Origin of the sequence: Pseudoalteromonas sp. PA2MD11 (genome assembly GCF_017808125.1) — a bacterium.
Classification (GTDB): Bacteria; Pseudomonadota; Gammaproteobacteria; order Enterobacterales; family Alteromonadaceae; genus Pseudoalteromonas; species Pseudoalteromonas simplex.
Genome location: NZ_JADKNF010000002.1, coordinates 213,820 through 237,119, shown reverse-complemented (window position 1 = coordinate 237,119; position 23,300 = coordinate 213,820). Strand labels below are relative to the sequence as shown.

Here is a 23,300-nt window from a genome sequence, read left to right as displayed (position 1 = left end):
TTTAGTGTTAATGGTAACTACAAAGTATAATTAAATCCGATAGCTATACCGTCATCTTCGGTCTGAGACATCTGTGCTTCTTGCTCTGCGTCATTACTTGAAAAGTCACTAAAATCCTTACGAGCTTCGATATATAAAATGGTATCTTCAGCCATAAAGTAGTGCACACCTAAAACTGCAAATTGGCGTTTAAACACATCTTCAGGGTCGGCATTAAAATTAGGCTGAATAACATAGTCACTACCTGCATCAAATACGTTATAGGCAACAAAAGTACGAATGTCATTATCAAAGCGATAACTTAGAATTGACTCTAAACCAACGGCATCTTTGATTAAGCGTCCTAAATTGTCGGTGTCGTGGTTTTCGTTTTTATTTATATTTGCTGATGCATACCAGCCTGGTTTATAAAAATCACCATAAGTAACACCAACACCATAGATAAGATCTGTAACGAGTTGATCGCGACCGTTTGCATAAACAATATCAAATTCGCCGCGGTTAACCCCTGCAGTAAATTTTAAATTATTTGTTGCATTGTAGGTGATAGCCGCACCATAGGTTGAATTAAACTCTACTCTTTGTGCTGCGGCATTACCTTGATTAAATAACAGTTCACATGAACTTCGTGATATGTCTGCAATGTCGCAGGTATAAAAGTCATCTGATTTTAGTTGCGCTTGTAGGGCAAGATGAAATTTTCCCCACGTATTACGATACTGTAGTACTTTATCACCGCGACCAGTACCATTTACTGCACCGTCATCTTTATTGTAGGTATAAACACCCGCGGCGTTACCATCCCACACTAAACTGTAGTTGGTGTTATAAACAACGTCATACCATGCACCCCATTGTTTGCCTAGTGTAATTTGACCATAGTCTTCATGTTTAAGGCCAACATAGCCAAGTCGGTTATATAAAAACTCATCTTGAATTGATTCAAAGCGATTGCTGTAAACGATGTCACTACTACCAACAGGGTTTACACCCCATTCTAATAATGCCAAGGCTTGCCAGCCATTTTTTAATTGACGCTTAAAATCTAAATTGATCCGTGATGCACCATTAACTACCTCTGTTTCACCTTGTGTATTAATAACCCTTGCATCTATAAAGCCACCTATAGTGACACTATTGGTTTGATCGTTGTAGATCTCGATGGCATTCGCTGTAGGCATGGTTATCATGCCCGCAACAAAAAAGGCAGCGTGTGTTCTTTTCATAATGTACCTTGATTAAATATTGTCCCTAATAGGTATAATTTAGTTAAGACTCGGAGATTATCAAAGCTAAAATTGGGTAAAAAGTGAAAAATTATCATGCAACAAACCTTGTTTGAGGAAAAATTATTCACTTTAGGTTCACAATATCGAATTATCAATGAGTTATTGAGCTTAAAATATAGACACTTTCTGACTCAGCGTTCTCAGCATTAATTTTGTATTCGGAGTTTCAGCGCCCAATCCATACAATAAGGTCATAAAATAGCAGTCGAGTAATATAGCTGCTTTAACTTTATTAAATTGGGGTTGATCGGCAAATACTAATGATTGAATTAGTTCCATGTGTTGTTGTTGAAAGGTTTTGCAGAACAAGCGTTGGCTAAAAAGCACTTTATAAAAGCGGTGATGTAAACAGTAAAATTGATAAAAGTATTGAGCATAATGATTGATTTTAAGGCGAGGAGGGCGGTGAATGTCGGTTTCTTTGGCAAGTTCTAATACGTCATGAAACCTTAGATCAAGACATGCTTCTAAAATCGCAATCTTACTATCAAAATGTTTAAACAAAGTACCGATTGCAATACCACAAGTAGAAGATATTTGCCGTGTAGAGGTTTCATTGAACCCATGTTTAGAAAAAAGTTGCCAAGCAACATTTAAAATATGCTGATGTGTCTTATCGTAATTACCCATAGCTAATATCTTAATTTTTATAGTTAAATTTAAAAGTGAGCGCGTTCACTAATAAAAGTGAGCGTGTTCACTAAATGTAGACCTAACAATTTAAGTTGTAAATTGAGGAATTGATTTAACTAATCTTTCATGGCGTGCCAAGCGGCTTTAGTTTAAAATTGCCCGCAGTTTCGTTTTTACTTTTTACCCGCTGGAGGGTACCGCTATCATTAGTACAGCTAATATCACCATGCAATTTGGTGCTAAACCTTTATTCGAAAATATCTCAGCAAAATTTGGCGATGGTAACCGTTACGGTTTAATCGGTGCGAATGGCTGTGGTAAATCAACCTTCATGAAAATCCTAAGTGGTGAACTAGAGCCATCTTCAGGTAATGTCAGCACAGATCCAAACGAGCGTATTGCTAAACTAAACCAAGACCAGTTTGCTTACGAAGAGTTTTCTGTAATCGACACAGTGATCATGGGTCATAAAGAGCTGTGGGAAGTAAAAAAAGAACGTGACCGTATTTATAGCTTACCTGAGATGAGCGAAGAAGACGGTATGCGTGTTGCAGACCTAGAAACAGAGTTTGCCGAAATGGATGGTTACTCGGCAGAAGCTAAAGCAGGTGAGTTACTAATTGGTGTAGGTATTGGCACAGAGCAACACTACGGCCCTATGTCTGAAATCGCGCCAGGTTTTAAACTGCGTGTGTTACTTGCGCAAGTGCTGTTTTCTGATCCAGATATCATGCTACTTGATGAGCCTACCAATAACTTGGACATTTACACCATTAAATGGTTAGAAGACGTTCTAAACCAGCGCGACTGTACCATGATCATCATTTCGCACGACCGTCACTTCTTAAACTCAGTATGTACACACATGGCTGACATCGATTACGGAGAGCTTCGTATTTACCCTGGTAATTACGATGAGTACATGTTTGCAGCAACGCAAGCTCGTGAGCGTCTACTAAGCGAAAATGCCAAGAAGAAAAGCCAAATTGCCGAACTTCAACAGTTCGTATCTCGCTTCTCTGCGAACGCTTCAAAAGCAAAACAAGCCACATCTCGTGCTAAACAAATTGACAAAATTCAGCTTGAAGAAGTTAAAGCATCTTCGCGTCAAAGCCCGTTTATTCGCTTTGAACAAGAAAAGCAGCTATTCCGTAATGCCTTAGAGTTAACAAACTTAGCGCAAGGGTTTGACGAAATGCTTTTCAGCGGCCTTGAAGGCCTAGTTGAAGTAGGCGAGCGCATTGCAATTATCGGTGAGAACGGTGTTGGTAAAACCACACTATTAAATACCCTTGCTGGTCGTTTAGCACCGAAGCAAGGTGAATTTAAATGGTCTGATAACGCTAATATAGGTTATTACGCTCAAGACCATGCTGACGAGTTCGAACAAGACATGAACTTATTTGAGTGGATGGAACAATGGCAACAAGAAGGTGACGACGAACAAGTTGTTCGTAGTTTCTTAGGTCGTATGCTGTTTTCACAAAACGATATCAAAAAGTCAGTAAAAGTGATTTCAGGCGGTGAGCAAGGCCGTATGCTGTTTGGCAAAATTATGATGCATAAACCAAACATCTTATTAATGGATGAGCCAACCAACCACATGGATATGGAATCTATCGAAGCGCTTAACTTAGCACTTGAAGCATACGAAGGGACATTATTGTTCGTATCACACGATAGACAATTTGTATCATCGCTTGCAAACCGTATTTGGGAAATCAAAGACGGTAAAGTTATCGACTTTAAAGGTACATACACTGAGTACTTAGCAAGCAAAGAAGCTTAATTAGCTGATGAGTGATTAAAAGCCATGCATGTCATGGCTTTTTTGTGCTTCTAGAGTCGCATCTTGATGTGGTTTAAAAGCGATTTATACTGTGTTTTTGATTTTAACAATAGAGCCACAATTATTTGCAATCAATGCCTTGCCTAAATCACTTTTAATTCCAACTGAAACTCGCATCTTGATGTTACTTAGGTATATAATACCCGCCACAAAATAAGGACAAAAGTCCGCTTTTTAGAAAACTATTTAACTGAGGTGTATTTATGACTGTTGGCATTATTATGGGTTCCAAATCAGACTGGCCAACGATGGAACATGCGGCGTTAATGCTAGAAAAATTCGGCATTGAATACGAAACTAAAGTTGTTTCTGCTCACCGTACCCCTCAATTACTTGCTGACTATGCAAGCTCAGCTGCAGATCGTGGCATTAAAATTATTATTGCAGGTGCCGGTGGTGCTGCGCACCTACCAGGTATGGCTGCGGCGTTTACATCACTGCCAGTTTTAGGTGTACCAGTTAAGTCTAAAACACTTAATGGTGTTGATTCATTATTATCTATTTGCCAAATGCCTAAAGGTGTTGCGGTAGGTACTCTTGCTATTGGTGAAGCAGGCGCTGCAAATGCTGGCCTTTTAGCGGCACAAATTTTAGGTTGCCAACAGCCTGAAATCTTCGCAAAAGTTGAAGCTTTCCGTAAAGAACAAACAGACACTATCTTAGCTAACCCTAATCCTGCAGAGTAATATGAATATTCTAATTTTAGGTGCAGGTCAGTTAGCTCGCATGATGAGCTTAGCGGGTGCACCGCTTGATTTAAATGTTGTTGCCTACGATGTGGGTAGTGAAAAAATCATTCATCCATTAACAGGTGAAGTTCATAACAGCACATTACAACAAGCTATTGATAAAGCAGACGCAATTACAGCTGAGTTTGAACACATTCCTGATGATGTACTTACACTATGTTGTCAAAGCAATAAGTTTTATCCGGGTAAAGCGGCAATTAAAACAGGTGGCGATCGCGCACTTGAAAAAGCATTACTTGATAAAACTAATGTTGAATGCGCGCCTTACCAGCTAATTACAGAAAAAGCGCACCTTGTTGCTGCCGTAGAGCGTTTAGGCAAGCCGCTTGTGATCAAAACTTGCCAAGCAGGTTACGATGGTAAAGGTCAGTGGCGCTTAAAGTCTGATGATCAAATTGACCAAATCTGGTCAGAAATGGCAGATTTCATTGCATCAGGTACCGAAACTGCGCCGCATTCTATTATCGCTGAAAAGATGATCCCATTTGACCGTGAAGTATCTATCATTGGTGCACGCGACAAAGCGGGTAACACTGTTATTTATCCATTGACTGAAAACCAACACACCAATGGTGTGCTTACGCTTTCAGTTGCGGGTAAAGAAAAAGCAGCAATTCAAGAACAAGCAGAGCTTGCTTTTAACAAGCTTGCGCAAGAGCTTGACTATGTAGGTGTATTAGCAATTGAGTTTTTTGATGTACAAGGTACGTTATTAGTTAACGAAATTGCGCCACGCGTTCATAACTCTGGTCACTGGACACAGCAGGGTACACATTGCTCACAGTTCGAAAACCACATGCGCGCTGTTGCAGGTTTACCATTAGGTAGTACAGCGTGTCTTCGTCCTACCGCTATGATCAACGTACTTGGTCAGCCTTCAATTCCACACTCAGTACTGGCAACGCAAGACGTTACAAGTCACTGGTATGGTAAAACGGCTAAACCAGGTCGTAAGATGGGTCATATCAATGTATCGGCTGATAACCTTCACCAATTAGGTGAACGTTTAGCGGCACTGGCCGAAATCTTGCCTGAGCAAGACTACCCAGGTGTAGCAGCTACCAGCACTCAACTTATTTTAAACTAATCAGTTTAAATTCTTAAAAGCCGAGTTTATCTCGGCTTTTTAATTACCCGCAAACTTCGCTAATTTTGTACCTCTTGTCTCAAAGCACTTGCGTCAGGGTCATCTTGCTATAGACTAATATTTTTATATTAATATTAGATCGTTATGTTACATCCTCGATTAAGAACAGTCGTATTTGCGTTCTTTATGGCGCTGTTTATGTCTGGATTTATGTCTTTAGTGATCAGCATTTTTAACGTTGGTTTAATCGATAACATTACAACCATTTGGCTTAAAGCATGGGCTTTTGCATTTTGCGTGGCATTTCCTACCGTTATTTTTGTTGCGCCTGTGGTGCATAAGCTAACCAATAAACTTATCAGAGCACCGTTGTGATTGCCGAACGCCCAAAGCAGTTTCTATTTATTGCACTATTTTTAGTATCAGCATTACCATTTGTTGGCTCTGCTACAGCACTTGTCGTCGGTGCTTTATTTGCCATGATATTAGGCAACCCATTTGCAGTGCAGTCACAAAAAATAAGTAAATGGATGCTAAAGTTGGCGGTGATTGGCTTAGGCTTTGCTGTTGATTTTAATCAAGTTATAGAAGTAGGGCGCAGCTCTATTGTGCTTACTATTGTCAGTATTACCGCTATTATTGGCCTTGGTGAAATTTTATCTCAGCTATTTAAGTTAAATAAAAACACCGGTGTGCTCATTTCATTTGGTACCGCCATTTGTGGTGGTAGCGCCATAGCTGCAATGGCACCGGTTATAAAGGCCAAAGATCACGAAGTAGCCATATCACTCGCTGTGGTGTTTTTATTAAACGCCCTTGGCTTAGTGTTATTCCCAATGATTGGTCATTACTTTGGCCTGACTGAGCAACAATTCGGTGTTTGGGCGGCACTTGCTATTCACGATACCAGCAGTGTAGTGGGGGCTTCCGCCGCTTATGGCGCATCAGCACTTGCTATTGCCACAACCATTAAACTGACCAGAGCGATGTGGATAATCCCTTACACAAGCATCGCGGGTGTGTTTTGGAAATCGGATGAAAAAGCCAGTATCCCATTGTTTATATTTGGCTTTTTAGCGGCGGCGCTAATTAACTCGAGCTTTCCTGAGTATCAAACACTGTGGCATGCACTCAATGTGGGTGCTAAACAAGTGTTAGTAATGACTTTATTTTTGATTGGTAGTGGTTTATCTATTTCAGTCTTAAAACAAGCGGGCATTAAACCTTTTATCATGGCGATGATCTTATGGATCATTGTCAGCAGTATTATTTTACTACTTATAGTAGACGGATTTATTTCATGAAAAACGCTTTATTAACTTCTTCAATAGCACTGGCTGTAGGCTTATTTGCTAATAATGTATCGGCTGCTGATTTACGTGTTGCCACCTTTAATGTGAGTATGGATGCAACTAACTATGCTAAAAAAGGCGAAGCAATAGATAAAGATGCTTTAAGTAAAGCATTAGCGAGCAACCACCAGCAAATTCGTAACATTGCCGAAATTATTCAGCGCGTAAGACCTGATGTAATTTTACTCAATGAGTTTGATTATATTGATGCAGACAAAGGCATTAACGTATTTCGTAAAAACTACCTGCAAGTATCGCAAAATAAGCAAGTTGCAATAGATTACCCGTATTACTTTATTGCACCTGTTAACACTGGTTTACCTACTGAGTTTGACCTAGATAACGATGGTGTAAAGGGGCATTACAAAGGTGACGCACACGGCTTTGGTTTCTTTGAGGGGCATTATGCAATGGCTGTATTGTCGCGCTACCCAATCGATTTGGATAAAGCGCGTACATTACAAACATTTAAATACAAAGATATGCCAAATGCACAAATGCCTGCCGACCCTAAAACAGGTAAAGATTGGTATTCTGCTGAGGAATGGCAAGCAATTCACCTAAGTTCTAAATCATTTTGGGATTTACCTATAGATGTAAAAGGCAAAACGTTTCATTTGCTTGCTTCGCACCCAACGCCGCCAGTTTTTGATGGTGACGAAGACCGCAACGGTAAGCGTAACCACGATGAAGTACGCTTAATTGCGGATTACATCAACAATGCTAACTACATTTACGATGATAAAGGTCAAAAAGGTGGCTTAAAAGCGAAAAGCCGTTTTGTTATTGTTGGTGACTTAAATGCTGCGCCAGAAGGGGGTAAGGCACGCCCGATAACTACTGACCAAATTTTAAAAAATCCATTAGTGAATACCTCTTTTACGCCAACAAGCAAAGGCGCTAAAGAGTCGTATAAAGAAGATTACGCTAAAAACTATACTGCTTATTGGCAGGCGCGTGCTGATTACGTTTTGCCATCAAATTATGGTATTGAAATAAACGATGGTGGCGTTTTTTGGCCACAGAAAAACTCTGAACTGTTCCGTTTAATTAAAGATCGTAACGCATCATCTGATCACCGTATGGTATGGCTTGATATCAGCTTAAAATAAGCTGTTATTAAACGGAAAAGTTTGGCTGTTTATCCTATAAAAATTGCTATTTCATCAGTGCTTCTGCTTAAATAGGGCGAATTATAATAACCCGTAAGAAGCACTATGAAATTCAAAACCACTGCTAATAAAACGTTAGTGGCTCTAGCAGTCGCATCTAGCTTCATGCTAGCAGGTTGTCAATCAACCGCCTCAACGCCTTCTGAAGAACAAGTTACCAATGTAGCGCCAGTTGTTGCTACTCCTGCTGATACAGGTTCAGCTGAAATCACGTTAGAGCAAGCAATGGCTCACCCTGATTGGTTAGGCCGTCAGCCTGAGCGTGCTTTCTGGAATGGTGATTCTAACAGCATCGTTTATGCACAAAAACAACAAGGCAATGAGTTACGCGATTTATACGTTCAAGCGGTAAATAGCCAATCTGCATCACAATTAGCGTTAAACAAACTACACACTGTAGGCGCTAAAAATGCCGTTTATTCTGCAGATAAGAAGCAACAGGCTTATGCATTTGAAGGTAATATCTTCGTTAAAAACCTAAGCACTGGGCAAATTACACAAATCACTCACGATAGCGCAAAGCAATCAAAACCACAGTTTTTAACTGATGGTAGCCTTGCATATCGCCAAGGTAATGCATTTTATAAAGTTGATTTAGCAACGGGTCGTCAAGTTGAATTAGTTAACTTACACCTAGACGATGCACCTAAAGGTGTACAAGAGCCAGATACTTACATCGCAAAAGAGCAGCACAAACTAATTGATTACATTGCGCTGACTCACAAAAACAAAAAAGATAGTGAAGAGCGTAAAGCACAAATCAACGAGCAAAACGACAGCATTGCTAATGCACAGTTTTATTTAGGTAAAGGTAAGCGTTTAGCAGATGTACAGCTTTCACCAAATGGCCAAGCACTTGTTGCAGTAACCACAGAAAGCCGTTCATGGCGCGATGAAGGCGATATCATGCCTAATTACATTGCCGATGATGCACGCGTAAAAGCAGAAAAAGTACGCCGTCGTGTTGCTGATGAAAAACCAATCAGCTCAGACGTTGTTTACATCGACCTTAAATCAGGCGAGCAAACAACGCTTGCATTCGATACCTTACCTGGTTTTGATGAAGATGTACTTGCAGCTGTTAAGAAAGAAAACTACGCCCGTGATGGCAAAACTTATAAGTCTGAAAAAGCACCACGTGCCATCAACTTAATGATGGATTGGGGTTGGGACCAAAGTGCAATCCAATGGAACACAGATGGTTCACAAGTGGCACTAATGCTTGAAGCATGGGACAACAAAGACCGTTGGTTAGCCACTGTTGATACACAAAACAACAAACTTGTTTCGCAGCACCGCTTACACGACGATGCATGGGTTAACTATGCATACAACGATTTTGGTTGGTTGAACAACTCAGACACGCTTTACTACTTATCTGAAGAGTCTGGTTACAGCCACATTTATAAAAAGCCACTTAATGGTAAAGCAACGCAGCTAACTAAAGGCCAATTTGTTGTTTCTAACTTAACGTTAACAGCTGATAACTCAGCGATTTACTACAAAGCTAACGTTGAGCACCCAGGTCTTTACGAAATCTATCGTGTAAACCCTGCAACCGGTGAATCTGAGCAAGTAACCAACCTTGATGGTATGACTGATTACCAGTTAAGCCCAGATGAAAGCAAACTATTGCTAACTCACTCAAAAATTATGTCGCCGCCTGAGCTTTATGTTGCTGATGCAAAAGCAAACACCCAAGCAACTCAGTTAACGCACACGGTTTCTGATGAGTTCTTAGCGAAGAAACTAATTGCACCTAAGATTGTTGCTGTCCCTTCAAGCCACACTGATCAGCCAATTTACGCAAAAGTATATTACCCAGCTGATTATAAAGAAGGCGAAACAGGTAAAAACCGTAAAGCAGTTATCTTTAACCACGGTGCTGGTTACCTACAAAACTCACACATGGGTTGGTCTGGTTACTTCCGCGAGTTTATGTTCCACTCACTACTGGCTTCAGAAGGCTACGTAGTAATGGACATGGACTACCGTGCATCGAAAGGTTATGGCCGTGATTGGCGTACAGCTATTTATCGTCAAATGGGTACACCTGAAATCCAAGATTTAGCAGATGGCGTAAGCTGGATGGCAGACAACGCAAACGTTGATACGCAAGCTGTAGGCACTTATGGTGGTTCTTATGGTGGTTTCATGACGTTTATGGCGCTATTCACGCAACCTGATTTATTCAAAGCAGGTGCTGCACTTCGCCCGGTAACTGATTGGGCTCACTACAATGGTCCTTATACGTCTAACATCTTAAACCACCCAGATGTTGACCCAATTGCCTATGAAAAGAGCTCACCAATTTACTTTGCTGAAGGGCTTAAGAGTCGTTTATTAATTAATGCGCCTATGGTTGATGACAATGTATTCTTCCAAGACTCAGTTCGCTTAGTACAACGCTTAATTGAGCTTGAAAAAGAAAACTTTGAAACAGCGATCTTCCCAGTTGAGCCGCATGGTTTTGTACAACCATCAAGCTGGTTAGATGAATACCGCCGTATTCATAAGCTATTTAAAGAAACGCTTTAATCAATAGCGTAAATTAAAAACAGCCACTTTAAGTGGCTGTTTTTGTATGTACTAGGGGCTTAAGTTACTCGCGATCTTTTATTATTTTTATAAAGACAGGCAAAGCGAGTAGAGTGCCGCCAATTGCGCCGATAAAGTGGGCATCAATGGCAACATTAGAGGCGATTAACTGACTCACCGATTCACTCGGGCCTGCTATTTGCTCCCAAATCACTTTAGCCCAGGTGCCCGCAAACAATAACCAGCCTGAAAACATGCCTGCTTGTACATCTTTAACTGCTCCCCAAATGATCACTCCGTGCAGTAGAGCACTTAATCCGGTGTAAATTTGGATATCTGGGCAAAATAGCCACACACCTAAGCCACACCACAGTGCAAGAATGGCAATATTAAACGCATAGCGAGCAGAGCTTGTATGTTCAGCGTGTAGAGCCCAAATCAATAAAATTCCGGCACAATTTAAGCCTAAGTGGGGCCAATTCGCGTGCACGAATTGACTAGTGAAAATGCGCCAAAATTCACCATTTGCAACTAACTCACGGTTAAATTCGAAATATTCATTTAAGTTAAACGTAGCAAATAAGGAACTTAGTATTACTAAACACAATGGGGGCAGAATATATTCTAGTTTCAGGGGCAGGTTTATCATGTTATTTTTGTTGTATCTGAGATTGTCGCCTATTGTGCACGTTTAATTTTAAGATGCCAAATACACTACGGGATTAAGTTTATTTATGTTATTCAAAACCAAAGCGCTGTTAGCTCTGTCCACCTCATTAATTTATTCAACGGCTATTTTTGCAACCCCTGCAAAAATTGAAACTCGCGAACCTGAAGCTGCAACAGGCTTTGCTCATAAACAGGTTGTTCAAGGCGATAAATACATGGTCGCTGCAGCAAACCCTTATGCAGTAAAAGCCGGGCAAAAAATGCTTGAGCTTGGTGGTTCAGCGGTTGACGCTGCTATTGCAACGCAATTAGTACTGACACTGGTAGAACCGCAATCGTCGGGGATCGGTGGGGGTACATTTATGATGTACTTCGACAACAAAACAAAAAGCCTAACTAGCTTTGATGGCCGTGAAACGGCTCCAAGCAATGTTGACGAAACGTTGTTTTTAGATAAACACGGCAAAGCCGTAAAATGGATTGAAGCCGTGGTGGGTGGCCGTTCTGTTGGTGTACCGGGCATTTTAGATGCCTTTGCCACTGCCCATAAACGTTATGGCAAGTTAGAGTGGCAAACTTTGTTTGCCCCTGCCATTGAATTGGCTGATAAAGGCTTTATTGTGTCGCCACGTTTACATCAATTATTGGCTAAAGAGTTAAACCCAGGGGTTACTAAGCTACCTGTTATTCGTGACTACTTCTTCCCTGATGGTAAACCGCTTGCTGTAGGTACGGTTAAAAAGAACCCTGAACTTGCCGCGCTTTATAAAGATATAGCGAAACAGGGCATTGATGCTTTCTATAAAGGTGAAAACGCTAAAGAGCTTGTGCATGCAGTGCAAAACTCAGTTGTTGCACCGGGTACATTAACGGTTGAAGACTTAGCCAATTACAAAAGCAAAGAGCGCGCACCTGTGTGTGTTGATTATCGCCAGTACGAAGTGTGCTCAATGGCACCACCTAGTAGCGGTGGTGTAGCTGTGTTACAGATTTTAGCCTTACTTGAACATAAAGATATGGCTAAACTTAAACCAAACTCTGTTCAAGCTCTGCATTACTTTACCCAAGCATCACGTTTAGCGTTTGCTGATCGCAACGTGTATATGGGCGACCCTGATTTTATGGCAATCCCGACACAAGGATTACTCGATAAAAACTACATTGCTGGTCGCGCAAAACTTATTTCTGAAAAAGATACTCACGCAGAAGCAGGCACACCGCCAAACTCAGTTGCATACGCGCAAGATGATGCATACGAGCTGCCATCAACGACCCATGTTTCGATTGTCGATAGCCAAGGTAACGCTGTGTCGATGACAAGTTCTATCGAAATGGCGTTTGGTTCAACAGTAATGGTGAACGGGTATATTTTAAACAATCAACTAACCGACTTTGCTTTATCGCCTACCAAAAATGGTAAGCCATTGGCTAATCGTGTTGAAGCAGGTAAACGTCCGCGTAGTTCTATGTCGCCAGTCATGGTGTTTAACAAAGACGGCAGCTTACGTTTAGTGGTTGGTTCGCCGGGTGGTAGCCGTATTATTGATTATGTAGCTCAAGTGGTTGTAGGTGTGCTTGATTGGAACCTAGATGCGCAAACAGCCATTAACTTACCGCGCATTACTAATCGTAACAACTACACAAGCCTCGAAAAGGGCACTGAGCTTGCCAACGCTGAAGCTGATTTTGTTAACCGCGGACACACAGTTCGTATCCTAGATTTAAACTCTGGTTTACATGCTGTTGAAGTTAAAAACGGTAAACTTTATGGCGCAGCCGATCCGCGCCGCGAAGGCATCGCTTTAAGTGATAAAAGCCACTAAAAACAAGCTCAGCAGCCTTAAAGCTGCTGAGTTTTCATGTATACTATCTGCAATGCCATTTAAGGCATAAAATTCATTTTCTTCAATGGTCTGACAAGGTGAATTGTCATTGCAATTTCGCCTTCAAGAGTAATAATGTCAGGTCATAATTATGACGCATCAAAGCTTGGAAATATGACTACAAATACCGATCCAAATTATCTTTATATTCCTTATTCAGGCCCAGGTCTGATTGAAACGCCACTATTAAATAAAGGCAGTGCTTTTTCACAAAAAGAAAGGGAAAATTTCAACTTAGCCGGATTACTGCCACCGCGTTATGAAACGATCGAAGAACAAGTTGAGCGTTGTTACCAACAGTATTCAAGCTTTAGCGATAACTTAAACAAGCACATTTACCTACGTGCTATTCAAGATAACAACGAAACACTTTACTACCGTTTAGTGCGTGATCATCTTGAAGAAATGATGCCAATTATCTACACACCAACGGTAGGTGATGCTTGTGAAAAGTTCTCAGACATCTACCGCAGTGCCCGTGGTCTATTTATTTCTTATGAAGATCGTTTCCAAATTGATGATATTTTACGTAACGCGACTAAAGGCAAAGTAAAAGTTATCGTTGTGACTGACGGTGAGCGTATTCTTGGTCTAGGTGACCAAGGTATTGGTGGTATGGGTATTCCAATTGGTAAATTATCACTTTACACAGCATGTGGTGGTATTAGCCCAGCTTATACGCTACCAGTGATGATTGATGTTGGTACGAACAACGAAAAACTACTTAACGACCCTATGTACATGGGTGCTCGCCATAAACGTATTTCGCAAGAAGAATATGACGAATTTTTAGATCTATTCATTAAAGCAGTTAAACGTCGTTGGCCAAGTGTTTTACTTCAGTTTGAAGACTTTGCACAACCAAATGCCATGCCATTACTAAAACGCTACCGCGATGAAATCTGTAGCTTTAACGATGACATTCAAGGTACTGCTGCAGTTACTGTAGGTTCTTTACTCGCTGCATGTCGTGTTAAAGGGGCGAAACTTTCTGAGCAAAAAGTTGTGTTTGTTGGTGCAGGCTCTGCAGGCTGTGGTATTGCTGAGCAAATCATTAGCACTATGGTTGCTGAAGGCATTAGCGATGAGCAAGCGCGTTCGCAAATTTTCATGGTTGACCGTTTTGGTCTGCTTACTGAAGGTATGGAAGGCTTACGTGATTTCCAACAAGCACTTTGCCAATCTAAAGATGGCTTAAGTGAGTGGACTTACAGCGGTGAGTACGCATCACTTCTAGATGTAATGCACTGTGCGCAACCAGACATTCTAATTGGTGTATCTGGCCAGCCTGGTTTATTCACTGAACAGGTTATTCGTGCAATGCACGCATCTTGCCCACAACCGATTATCTTCCCGCTAAGTAATCCGTCTAAGCAAGTTGAAGCACTTCCTGCTGATGTAATCGAATGGACAGACGGTCAAGCGATTGTTGCTTCTGGTAGTCCATTTGATCCGGTTGAGTATAACGGCCAAACATTCCCAATCCCACAATGTAACAACAGTTATATTTTCCCGGGTATTGGTTTAGGTGTTATTGCTGCTAAAGCAACGCGCATCACAGATGCAATGTTAATTGTATCAAGTGAAACACTGGCTGAGTCTTCACCACGTGCAAACACTGGTAAAGGCAGCTTATTACCAGCACTCACTGAAATCCAAGCGTTAAGTAAACGTATTGCATTTGCGGTTGCGAAAAAAGCGATGGAAGAAGGTGTGGCACTTGAGCTGAGCGATGAAGCGCTATGGGCAGCAATCGAGAAAAACTACTGGCTTCCAGAGTATCGCAACTACAAGCGCCGTAGTATCTAAGCTATAACGCTTTTAGTGAATGAAAAAACAGGCTTTTTATGCCTGTTTTTTTATATCTGTAAAATGGCTTGTTCATATTCAATTAACCCTTTAAGGTGATAATGAACGGAGTTTTAAATTAAGGAACAGTATTATGCGTAAGTTAGTTTTTACCGCTATGGCAGCAGCACTTAGTTTTAATGTGTTAGCACAAGCAACACCTGATGCGCCACATATTTATATACAAGGTAATGCAACGGTTAAAGCAATTCCTGATAACGTTAAACTGACAGTAGGTATTGTTGAAGTAGATAAAGATTTAATTGCCGCGAAAAACAAAGCCGATGCAACCATGGCGAAAGCGATTAAGCTCGCTAAAAACCAAGGCGTAGAAGAAAAGGGCATTTATGCGTCTAATATCTCGATTAATCGCCAAACAGAATATAACCGTGAAACGGGTAAGCAAGAGTTTGTAGGTTATAGAGTAAGGCGTAGCCTGTCTGTAACTTTAAGTGATATAAAAAAATACCCAATTATGCTTCAGCAACTAGTGAATTCGGGCATTAATGAAATTAATCAAACGCAATTTGTATCAAGCAAGTACGAAGAGCTACAAAAGCAAGCGCAAAAGCTAGCCATTAAAGATGCCCGTGCTGCGGCGAAAGAATTTGCCAATGACTATGGGGTAGAGCTTAAAGGTCTTTATACAGCTTCAAGTAGCCCACTTGATACAGGTAGCCAACCTTATATGCGTGCCAGCAAAATGGTTATGGCAGAAGCTGCACCAGATAACTATGTACCTGATGCATACAATGGTGGTGAGCTTACGATTACCGCAAGCAGCTATGCGGTTTATTTAATCGAAAACTAAGTTAACTTATTGATTGCTGGTAAACCTTGCCAGCAATTTTTCACCTTGTTGCTCTGAAATACGAGCAATCGCTTTTAGCATATTAGTGATCTGCTCACGGTCGTACTCATTACTAATATGCTTATCTATATCTTCAATAATTGCCCCTAAATAAACAAATAGGCTATCAGTTGCTTTATCGTTATCAGATGCTCTAAACAATATGTTTTTAAATGCCTCAAGCACGTTAACCATGACATAAGCGTCATTTTTTGCGTAGTTACGAATTGGTGTGAAGTTATCATGCAGCAGCTCATCGAATGATGTTTCGTGAATAAACAGGTGCGGTTGATTGTTCTCGCAACGTTTAAGCGAGTAATTCACATCGTAAATGTCTAAGCGGAATATCAGTAATATGCTCAACATATCTATGGCTTTTACCGCAGTACCGGGATCGTTAATACCCGGGCTCATAGCTTTAACAGCGATTTCTGAAATTTGTGTCATACCGTAGCGGTAATGGTCACTAATATATTCTTCGATATAAAAGATAAAGCAGTCTAGTAATTGTTCTACCAGTTCAGGTTTGTCAGATAAGTCAGTATCACACTTTAAAAAAGGGTATCCCTTTACTGTAAAGAAGCCTTGTTTAACCGAAATATAAATTTTAATACCGTGCTGTTGGCACAAGGCGCACAATTTATCGCTATGTGCCCCTTTAAAGTAACCTTCTGTTTTACTTTTAACACTATGCCAGTCATCAAACTCAGGAAAATGCTCAACAGGATTTTGTTGTTGCATGTCAATTATGCATTTAAGCTCGCCTTTGGTATTTTTAAACAAGTCGTTTAGTACATTATCGACTTGAATTGCTTTTGAAATTGAGTGAATAAAAAACACAAAAAAACCAAGCGAAATTAAACCAAACACCAATGAAAAGAAGATACCAAGCGATGGAATACCCATATCTCCATCACCAATGGTGCGTATGTTTATCAGCATTAATATGGTGTAGATAATACTACCAAGATAAAACCCCAGTACTAATTGGTGCGACTTACGGGTAATAAGGCCCGGCAACACACGCGGCGAAAGACTGGCGCTAGCACTATTCAGCACCACCATAACCATAGAAAAACTAAAAACCGTTAATGATATAATGCTGCCGGCAAGCGTGCTGAGGATGGTACGGGCATTCTCTTCGCTATCGACCAATAACACACCAATCAGCTTTTTAAATTCCATTGATAATGACGAGTACTCGACCGCAGTAGTAAGTAATCCAAAAACTAAAAACACCACAGAGAGCATTGATGGGTAAAATCCGATACTACTGATCATTTCACGGTAGTTATCGGCGATTTTTCTAGGCGTAAACATGCACTTCCTTAAGAACTGTTAGACATTAAATATCATACTGAGCTAACCTAACTACTTACTTAACAGCCTAGCAATAAATTATGCTAAGCGTCTAACTTTAAATAAAAATTGGAAAAACTGTGATTGTTTCAACGTTTGCTGCCATCTTGGCCATTTTATACATTCAACTTAGCTTTCGTGTGATCAAACTACGTAGAGCAAAACGCATTTCACTTGGTGACGGGGGAGATAAAAGCCTACAAGCAGCTATACGAACTCATGCAAATTTCATTGAATATGTGCCTTTTTCGTTGATCCTGCTATTTTTATTAGAGTATCAAGGCCTCCCAAGCCATTATTGCTATATTTTAGGGGCAATGCTGGTTGCTGGTCGTTTTTGTCATAGTTACGCACTTGCTGATAATCTGATGAAATTACGTGTATTAGGTATGATGCTTACTTTCATTACTATTTTGATTAGCGCTGTGATGTTATTAGTTACACAGGTTTTCTGATATGCTAAAAATTGTTTTTCCATGTTTGTTGTTCTTATTTTCAACTTGTTTATTTGCCAATGTAAAAACAATTAATGCCAAGAAAAATCGCGTAACACCACCAACCACTTTGCATGTTGTTTATCCTAAAACAATGGATAGCTTAGACGAAGAAGTACTTTATCCTTTAATACTTCTTCGTACAGCTTTAAAAAGAAGTGGTTATAAGTTTACCTTATCACCCGCACCTGAATTATTAAGCCAAAATCGTGTTTTAAAAGAAATTGAAACGACTGGATCTATCAATGTTACTTGGAGCATGACAAACCAAGAGCGTGAAGACACTTTGCTCCCTCTACGAGTTCCTATATTTAAAGGCTTATTTGGTTGGCGATTAATGTTTACTACAGAAGATAAGTTACCGAGGTTGAAACAGCTAAAATCTCTTGATGATTTAAAATCGATTAACTTAGTTCAGGGTACAGATTGGCCAGATACACGAATTCTAACAAGTAACGGTTTAACAGTGGCAACGGCAATGGACTTTGAATCATTGTTTGTAATGTTAGATAGAGGAAGGGGGGATTTATTTCCTCGTTCAGTATTAGAGATCCAAGATGAACTTGCGTATTTTAAAGAAGGAATGCCGTTGGTCGTTCTGCCGCATCTAATGCTCAAATACAAAAGCCCAATCTATTTCTTTTTTAATAAACATAATACTAATATTGCTAAAGCCGTTTCTCAGGGGATTAAGGTTATGCAGCAAAGTGGTGAATTTGACGAATTATTTTTTAAGTACAACGGGAACTTTATAAAAAACGCCCACCTACACGACAAAATTGTTATAGAATTGCATAATTATGATTTACCAAGGTTAACCCCAGTCAACGACAAATCGCTGTGGTTAGCATTTGATCAGGTGCCATGAGCTCTAAAATTTTTATAATCGGTTTACCACGAACCGGCACAACTAGTATCTGTAACAGCTTTTTACAACTCGGTTATAAAACCGCCCACACAGCCTATACCCAACAAGCAATTACAAGTGCAGATGTTATTGCTGATACTCCAGTTTTTAGTGAATACGCCTTGCTTGATGAGCACTTTGCAAATAGCCGTTTTATCAACCTCGAGCGCGATTTAACTAAATGGTTGCCATCTATAAGGCAGTTATTAGCACGCATGCACACTAATTTAATGCGCCCTGATGGTGGTTTTAATAGCCATTTAAAGCGCTGTTATCTCGATGTGTTTGGTCAGTATAGCTTGGCAGAGTTAGAATCTGATGAATATCTAACTGCGTGTTATAACCGCCACCAAAAGCAAGTGGCAGACTACTTTAAAGGGCGTACAAACCAGTTATTAACGCTTAATGTAGCAGACTCAAACAGCCCGCAATTACTTCAGCAGTTTTTAAACACTCAGCAGCCAATTAGCTTTAAACAGCTGAATATGGGTGGCAAAGTCACAGCGTGGAATGACATAAAACACCCAGATAAAGTATCATCTACCCGAAGTGGTAAAATTGATAAATCTCTTGGTTATAATCACACGTAAAATACGTTAAAATCGCCGCAATTATAAGTTTAGTTGTTCCTTATCATGTTTGAATTGAAATACCATACACCATTTGAATGGACAGAAGGTGTCTTAGCTGACTTCGATACCTTTTTACAAGATCATGCTGCAGCAGAGAAAAAAGCTTCTGGTATGGCTATGTCTATGCTTTCTCATTACCCAGACCGTCGTAAGCTTGTTAGAGCCATGACAGACCTAGCGCTGGAAGAAATGATCCACTTTAAGCAAGTTTTAAAGCTATTAATGGAACGTGATGTGTCACTTGGTAATGACCAAAAAGATCCTTACATCAAACAAATTCGTGCGGTATTTAGAAATGGCCGTGATGAATTTTTAATGGACCGCTTATTAGTGGCAGGCGTAATTGAAGCACGCGGACACGAACGCTTTTCGCTTGTTGCAGAAGCTTTACCACCGGGTAAAGAAAAAGAGTTTTATGTCGCGATTGCAAAATCAGAAGAAAAACATAAAAACTTATTCGTTGAACTAGCCTACGAGTATTTCGATAAGCAAGAGGTTGATGCACGCCTCGAAGAAATCCTCATCGCAGAAGCAGAAATTTGTAAAAACATTCCATTTACAGCAGCGCTTCACTAGCTGTAGAGCTTGTGTATTAGGCCTTTTGGCTTAATACACAAATTATAGGTTCTGGTCTAAAGCAGTAAATTAGGGACTAAAAACAATAATTAAGTATCTTGAGAATAGTTTCGACAATCCTAATTGATTAAATAAACAGCATACATTCATCTTTCTCTCCTATAGTTAAATTAGTACCTAACTGAGAGGAATAGAGCATGAAATGGATGATGACTCTTACGACGTTGTCGTTAATAGGGATTGTATTCACCGGTAATTCTATTTATACCGAAGTGAAGCTCTTTCGTTCAAACGATAAGCCCACCGAAATAACTGCTAGTATGTATCGCTCGCTTATTTGGCATAGTGATATTTATAAAGACGATGAATTTCTACATACCGCACAAAGCTACTTTAGCGATGGCAAAATTGATACGCGTGAATACAGTAAACTAACTAGCCTGGCAAGCAAAACTGCTGGCCCAATCATCTATATTCAAGAAACAGATGAGCAGTTGTGGCATGCAAGACTAACCTACAAAAAATACCTTGAAGAGCAAACGGTCGAACGACTGGCAAGTTTACATTGAGGAAAACTGCTTTATCAGCGTGCTAAGCTCAATAATGGTGGGCTTACCGCTGAGATAATTGGTATCAAGATGGTAACTATTGCCAAGCCAATAGGGCTTTTGGGTCGTGTTATGGCCATGCACAGAAAAATCGATACTTGGATTTATTAGCGCTTTTTTCTCTTTGGTTAAGCTCCTATCCCAAAGCAAAGTGCCAATCGCTTGTTGTATATCTTGAGTAGGATTTTGCCAATCCCAATCCGCATGTGTTGTATGTGATAAACCAACTTTAACTTTGCCGTATTCAACATAGTAAGAAAGCGGGCATTGAAGTAGCTGCTTACAGACAAATGCGAGCTCTTCATCGGTTGCATCTAAATGCCAACGGCCGCCATTCTCAACCCACAATCGGTAGTAACTTTTATCGCCTGCAAGTAAAGACTCAAGCAACATATGCTCGTGGTTACCAAGGCACATATGTACACCAAGCTCTTTAAAACGCGCAAGTAACGCAATGCTGTGCTCACCCCGATCAATCACATCACCCAGTGAAATCAAAATATCTTCGCTTGGGTTAAAATTAACAGAGCAAAGCGCCTGTTCAAATTTAGTTAAATCTGCATCTAAATCGCCAATAACAAATATACGTTTCCTTTCATTAATTTGCATCTTAACTTGAATGGGGTTTTGTGAGGCAAGTGGGCTTTTAACTAAATTCAAAATACATTCCTTTAAGCAGCTAATAATTTAAGACTATCATAACTCTTTGCTATTTGAGCACTGGGTGGTTATTATCAAGCCTCACTTTTTAGGAGTTACTGCCAACATGAACAACTAAACCTGTTATCCAATTTCATTTTTATCTTTTTGGACCAACAGGGTTAGTAGGCGTTGCTCACTATCACTTTTAATATGTTACTTCTCGTGTGATCAAACGCTTATGCCCCTGTAATACAGGAGGCACTATGCCACAACTTCAAGCTTTTAATTTAAGTTATCAACATGACAATGGCGATGTTGTATTTAACGACCTTTCATTTTCACTTACTGCTAAAGTCACCGCGTTAGTTGGTAAGAACGGCTGCGGTAAATCTATATTAGCGTCAATACTTGCTAAGCTAAATGAGCCAAGCTTTGGCACGGTTGTTTGTAATTCAGCCCTTGGCTTTTATAAGCAAATGGACGATGTAAATCAGGCTGATAACCTAACAATTGCAGAGGCAATTGGCTTAGAGTCTGTGTTTAATGCCCTTGATGCTATAAACCAAGGGCAAGTTACTGAGCAAAATTTAACTTTGCTTGAAGGCAATTGGGACTTACCAGAGCGCTTTAATGCCGAACTTGTAAGGCTTGGCGTAAACAATAAAACCCCTTACTCACTAAGCAAACATTTAAGTGGCGGTCAGCTTAGCCAATTAAAACTTTGGGCATTATTTAACTGCATAAAGCCCGATATTTTAATACTGGATGAGCCATCAAACCACCTAGATGCAAAAGGTAAAATCTGGCTTATAAAGCAAATACACAACTTTAAAGGGCAATTATTATTAATAAGTCACGATCAAGAATTATTAGAGCAGGCCCATGAAGTTTGGGAGCTAACAACCCTAGGTTTAACACAATATGGTACCTGTTTTTCTGAGTACCAAACACAAAAACAGCAGCAAGTTGCTGCACTTGAAAATAAATTAAATCACGTTGTTATACAGCAAAACAAACTCAAGGCAGCAGAGCAACTACAAAAGCAAAAAACACAAAAACGAGCTGGCCAAGGCGCAGCGCTGAGAAAATCAGGCAGCCAGCCTAAAGTGTTGATGGATGCTAAAAAAGATAAAGCCAGCGCTAATTTATCATCACAAAGTAAAAATAACGCTAAGCGAGAAGGTGAGCTCACTCGTAATAAACATGAGCTTTCTAGCCAGCTTGAACAAACTAAAGCGCAGCAATTTTATTTGGCGCAATCAGATGAAGCTAAGCACCAAAAAACACTTAGCCTGGAGAACGTTGTATTAGCACACGGAACACAAAAGCCGCTTAATTTTCAGGTGTTCAGTGATGATAAAATTAATTTAATGGGAGCCAATGGCACTGGTAAATCAACCTTACTTAAAACCCTGAACAACGACATACCAGTAAAAGCAGGGCAGTTACATTGCAATCAAGCACTCTATTATTTGGACCAACATTTTACATTAATAAACAACGAGCTAACCCTGCTCGAAAACGTGATGACTTACTGTAAAAACCTAGATGAGAGCACCGCGCGTACTCTACTTGCCAGTATTGCCTTTAGAAAAGACGCTGTTTTTAAACATGCCGCACTTTTAAGTGGTGGAGAGAAAATGAAGCTCGCCATGTGCATCGTCAGTAATATTGAAAGCACCGCACTTTTGTTACTCGATGAGCCCGATAATCATCTCGACCTAGAATCAAAACAGCTCTTGGCTCAGTCATTACAGGGCTTTAAAGGCGGGTTTATACTCGTAAGCCATGATAAATACTTTGTAGAAAGTATCGGCTGTAATAAGCAAATTGGTTTATAAAATAGTCATTTACAAATAAGCGTGCTAGGGTGGTTGTAGGTACTTTATACCAATCCGCAATAATACTTAATCATTTTGAGGGATTAAACCTGTCGCTATCTGCGTTAAAAATTTCTGATTTAGAACAACTAAATAACGAAATTTTTGCCTTGCTATCAACGAGGTTTTATTGCCTCAAAATAGACTACTTAATTAAGCGAATTGGTATTACAAGGAATGACTATGAATTTTACAGCCGCTTACCGCGTTTTTACTGCTTTATTCATGCTGATTATAACCATAGGTTTAAGCATGACGCTCAATGATTTTACCTCGGTGATCT

At 40.1% G+C, this 23,300-nt stretch carries 21 protein-coding genes; 16 read left to right on the top strand and 5 right to left on the bottom strand.

Annotated elements, in window-relative coordinates; genetic code table 11:
• Nucleotides 1-17: 17 nt before the first annotated feature.
• Both ISP07_RS03755 and ISP07_RS03750 read right to left on the bottom strand, forming a co-directional pair.
• Nucleotides 18-1,226 (bottom strand): porin, encoded by a 1,209-nt coding sequence (locus ISP07_RS03755; RefSeq protein WP_209326845.1) that lies wholly within the window; start codon nt 1,224-1,226, stop codon nt 18-20.
• Nucleotides 1,227-1,397: 171 nt separating this feature from the next.
• Nucleotides 1,398-1,919, bottom strand: a complete 522-nt coding sequence (locus tag ISP07_RS03750; protein WP_054553889.1) for a TetR/AcrR family transcriptional regulator — start codon at nt 1,917-1,919, stop codon at nt 1,398-1,400.
• A 205-nt stretch (nt 1,920-2,124) separates the two neighbouring features.
• Here ISP07_RS03750 and ISP07_RS03745 point away from each other — a divergent pair, with 205 nt between their 5' ends.
• The 7 genes from ISP07_RS03745 to ISP07_RS03715 all read left to right on the top strand — a co-directional run bounded on the left by ISP07_RS03745 (nt 2,125) and on the right by ISP07_RS03715 (nt 10,669).
• Entirely contained in the window at nt 2,125-3,711 is a 1,587-nt protein-coding gene (locus ISP07_RS03745; RefSeq protein ID WP_209326970.1) for an ABC-F family ATPase, read from the top strand.
• Between the two features lie 263 nt (nt 3,712-3,974).
• Nucleotides 3,975-4,457 carry a 5-(carboxyamino)imidazole ribonucleotide mutase gene (gene purE, locus ISP07_RS03740; RefSeq protein WP_054553887.1) on the top strand — a complete coding sequence of 161 codons (483 nt, stop codon included), beginning with the start codon at nt 3,975-3,977 and terminating at the stop codon, nt 4,455-4,457.
• 1 nt (nt 4,458) lies between these two features.
• A complete protein-coding gene (locus ISP07_RS03735; RefSeq protein WP_209326844.1) occupies nt 4,459-5,607 on the top strand; it encodes a 5-(carboxyamino)imidazole ribonucleotide synthase in 1,149 nt (382 codons plus the stop codon).
• 144 nt (nt 5,608-5,751) lie between these two features.
• Nucleotides 5,752-5,982, top strand: a complete 231-nt coding sequence (locus ISP07_RS03730) for a DUF2798 domain-containing protein (protein WP_209326843.1) — start codon at nt 5,752-5,754, stop codon at nt 5,980-5,982.
• A complete protein-coding gene (locus tag ISP07_RS03725) occupies nt 5,979-6,911 on the top strand; it encodes a YeiH family protein (RefSeq protein WP_166340101.1) in 933 nt (310 codons plus the stop codon). The genes ISP07_RS03730 and ISP07_RS03725 overlap by 4 nt, the downstream gene beginning before the upstream one ends.
• The gene (locus ISP07_RS03720; protein ID WP_209326842.1) at nt 6,908-8,071 is read left to right on the top strand and encodes an endonuclease/exonuclease/phosphatase family protein; all 1,164 of its coding nucleotides are present in this window, start codon (nt 6,908-6,910) and stop codon (nt 8,069-8,071) included. Before ISP07_RS03725 ends, ISP07_RS03720 begins: the two co-directional genes overlap by 4 nt.
• Nucleotides 8,072-8,176: 105 nt before the next feature.
• Nucleotides 8,177-10,669: a prolyl oligopeptidase family serine peptidase gene (locus ISP07_RS03715; protein WP_209326841.1), complete on the top strand. Its 2,493-nt coding sequence runs from the start codon at nt 8,177-8,179 to the stop codon at nt 10,667-10,669.
• Between the two features lie 64 nt (nt 10,670-10,733).
• On the opposite strand, the gene rrtA is transcribed toward ISP07_RS03715, so the two are convergent.
• Entirely contained in the window at nt 10,734-11,318 is a 585-nt protein-coding gene (gene rrtA / locus ISP07_RS03710) for a rhombosortase (protein WP_209326840.1), read from the bottom strand.
• A gap of 85 nt (nt 11,319-11,403) precedes the next feature.
• On the opposite strand from rrtA, the gene ggt reads away from it, so the two are divergent.
• The 3 genes from ggt (at nt 11,404) to ISP07_RS03695 (ending at nt 15,880) form a co-directional block, all read left to right on the top strand.
• Nucleotides 11,404-13,161 carry a gamma-glutamyltransferase gene (gene ggt / locus ISP07_RS03705; protein ID WP_209326839.1) on the top strand — a complete coding sequence of 586 codons (1,758 nt, stop codon included), beginning with the start codon at nt 11,404-11,406 and terminating at the stop codon, nt 13,159-13,161.
• A 174-nt stretch (nt 13,162-13,335) separates the two neighbouring features.
• A complete protein-coding gene (locus ISP07_RS03700) occupies nt 13,336-15,030 on the top strand; it encodes an NAD-dependent malic enzyme (protein WP_209326969.1) in 1,695 nt (564 codons plus the stop codon).
• 133 nt (nt 15,031-15,163) lie between these two features.
• A complete protein-coding gene (locus ISP07_RS03695) occupies nt 15,164-15,880 on the top strand; it encodes an SIMPL domain-containing protein (RefSeq protein ID WP_209326838.1) in 717 nt (238 codons plus the stop codon).
• Nucleotides 15,881-15,886: 6 nt separating this feature from the next.
• Here ISP07_RS03695 and ISP07_RS03690 read toward each other — a convergent pair whose 3' ends face one another.
• Nucleotides 15,887-17,239 (bottom strand): DUF2254 domain-containing protein, encoded by a 1,353-nt coding sequence (locus ISP07_RS03690; protein WP_209326837.1) that lies wholly within the window; start codon nt 17,237-17,239, stop codon nt 15,887-15,889.
• Nucleotides 17,240-17,358: 119 nt separating this feature from the next.
• Between ISP07_RS03690 and ISP07_RS03685 the strand changes: the two genes are divergently transcribed.
• The 5 genes from ISP07_RS03685 to ISP07_RS03665 all read left to right on the top strand — a co-directional run bounded on the left by ISP07_RS03685 (nt 17,359) and on the right by ISP07_RS03665 (nt 20,456).
• Complete coding sequence (locus ISP07_RS03685; protein WP_166340113.1) at nt 17,359-17,733, top strand: MAPEG family protein; 375 nt, start codon at nt 17,359-17,361, stop codon at nt 17,731-17,733.
• 1 nt (nt 17,734) lies between these two features.
• Nucleotides 17,735-18,640 (top strand): substrate-binding periplasmic protein, encoded by a 906-nt coding sequence (locus ISP07_RS03680; RefSeq protein ID WP_166340115.1) that lies wholly within the window; start codon nt 17,735-17,737, stop codon nt 18,638-18,640.
• Entirely contained in the window at nt 18,637-19,269 is a 633-nt protein-coding gene (locus ISP07_RS03675; RefSeq protein WP_209326836.1) for a sulfotransferase, read from the top strand. Before ISP07_RS03680 ends, ISP07_RS03675 begins: the two co-directional genes overlap by 4 nt.
• Before the next feature lie 45 nt (nt 19,270-19,314).
• Entirely contained in the window at nt 19,315-19,887 is a 573-nt protein-coding gene (locus ISP07_RS03670) for a tRNA-(ms[2]io[6]A)-hydroxylase (RefSeq protein ID WP_209326835.1), read from the top strand.
• A 197-nt stretch (nt 19,888-20,084) separates the two neighbouring features.
• The gene (locus ISP07_RS03665) at nt 20,085-20,456 is read left to right on the top strand and encodes a hypothetical protein (RefSeq protein WP_209326834.1); all 372 of its coding nucleotides are present in this window, start codon (nt 20,085-20,087) and stop codon (nt 20,454-20,456) included.
• Here the strand turns inward: ISP07_RS03665 and ISP07_RS03660 are convergent.
• Nucleotides 20,448-21,155: a metallophosphoesterase gene (locus tag ISP07_RS03660; protein ID WP_209326833.1), complete on the bottom strand. Its 708-nt coding sequence runs from the start codon at nt 21,153-21,155 to the stop codon at nt 20,448-20,450. The genes ISP07_RS03665 and ISP07_RS03660 overlap by 9 nt on opposite strands.
• A 245-nt stretch (nt 21,156-21,400) precedes the next feature.
• Here ISP07_RS03660 and ISP07_RS03655 point away from each other — a divergent pair, with 245 nt between their 5' ends.
• Nucleotides 21,401-22,978, top strand: a complete 1,578-nt coding sequence (locus ISP07_RS03655) for an ATP-binding cassette domain-containing protein (RefSeq protein ID WP_209326832.1) — start codon at nt 21,401-21,403, stop codon at nt 22,976-22,978.
• Nucleotides 22,979-23,300 lie beyond the last annotated feature (322 nt).

What these genes read in the sequence shown, in the direction of transcription:
- ISP07_RS03755 (WP_209326845.1), bottom strand. Translation starts at nt 1,226, where the DNA reads ATGAAAAGAACACACGCTGCCTTTTTTGTTGCGGGCATGATAACCATG.
- ISP07_RS03750 (WP_054553889.1), bottom strand. Translation starts at nt 1,919, where the DNA reads ATGGGTAATTACGATAAGACACATCAGCATATTTTAAATGTTGCTTGG.
- purE (WP_054553887.1), top strand. Translation starts at nt 3,975, where the DNA reads ATGACTGTTGGCATTATTATGGGTTCCAAATCAGACTGGCCAACGATG.
- ISP07_RS03735 (WP_209326844.1), top strand. Translation starts at nt 4,459, where the DNA reads ATGAATATTCTAATTTTAGGTGCAGGTCAGTTAGCTCGCATGATGAGC.
- ISP07_RS03730 (WP_209326843.1), top strand. Translation starts at nt 5,752, where the DNA reads ATGTTACATCCTCGATTAAGAACAGTCGTATTTGCGTTCTTTATGGCG.
- ISP07_RS03720 (WP_209326842.1), top strand. Translation starts at nt 6,908, where the DNA reads ATGAAAAACGCTTTATTAACTTCTTCAATAGCACTGGCTGTAGGCTTA.
- ISP07_RS03715 (WP_209326841.1), top strand. Translation starts at nt 8,177, where the DNA reads ATGAAATTCAAAACCACTGCTAATAAAACGTTAGTGGCTCTAGCAGTC.
- rrtA (WP_209326840.1), bottom strand. Translation starts at nt 11,318, where the DNA reads ATGATAAACCTGCCCCTGAAACTAGAATATATTCTGCCCCCATTGTGT.
- ggt (WP_209326839.1), top strand. Translation starts at nt 11,404, where the DNA reads ATGTTATTCAAAACCAAAGCGCTGTTAGCTCTGTCCACCTCATTAATT.
- ISP07_RS03700 (WP_209326969.1), top strand. Translation starts at nt 13,336, where the DNA reads ATGACTACAAATACCGATCCAAATTATCTTTATATTCCTTATTCAGGC.
- ISP07_RS03695 (WP_209326838.1), top strand. Translation starts at nt 15,164, where the DNA reads ATGCGTAAGTTAGTTTTTACCGCTATGGCAGCAGCACTTAGTTTTAAT.
- ISP07_RS03690 (WP_209326837.1), bottom strand. Translation starts at nt 17,239, where the DNA reads ATGTTTACGCCTAGAAAAATCGCCGATAACTACCGTGAAATGATCAGT.
- ISP07_RS03680 (WP_166340115.1), top strand. Translation starts at nt 17,735, where the DNA reads ATGCTAAAAATTGTTTTTCCATGTTTGTTGTTCTTATTTTCAACTTGT.
- ISP07_RS03675 (WP_209326836.1), top strand. Translation starts at nt 18,637, where the DNA reads ATGAGCTCTAAAATTTTTATAATCGGTTTACCACGAACCGGCACAACT.
- ISP07_RS03670 (WP_209326835.1), top strand. Translation starts at nt 19,315, where the DNA reads ATGTTTGAATTGAAATACCATACACCATTTGAATGGACAGAAGGTGTC.
- ISP07_RS03665 (WP_209326834.1), top strand. Translation starts at nt 20,085, where the DNA reads ATGAAATGGATGATGACTCTTACGACGTTGTCGTTAATAGGGATTGTA.
- ISP07_RS03655 (WP_209326832.1), top strand. Translation starts at nt 21,401, where the DNA reads ATGCCACAACTTCAAGCTTTTAATTTAAGTTATCAACATGACAATGGC.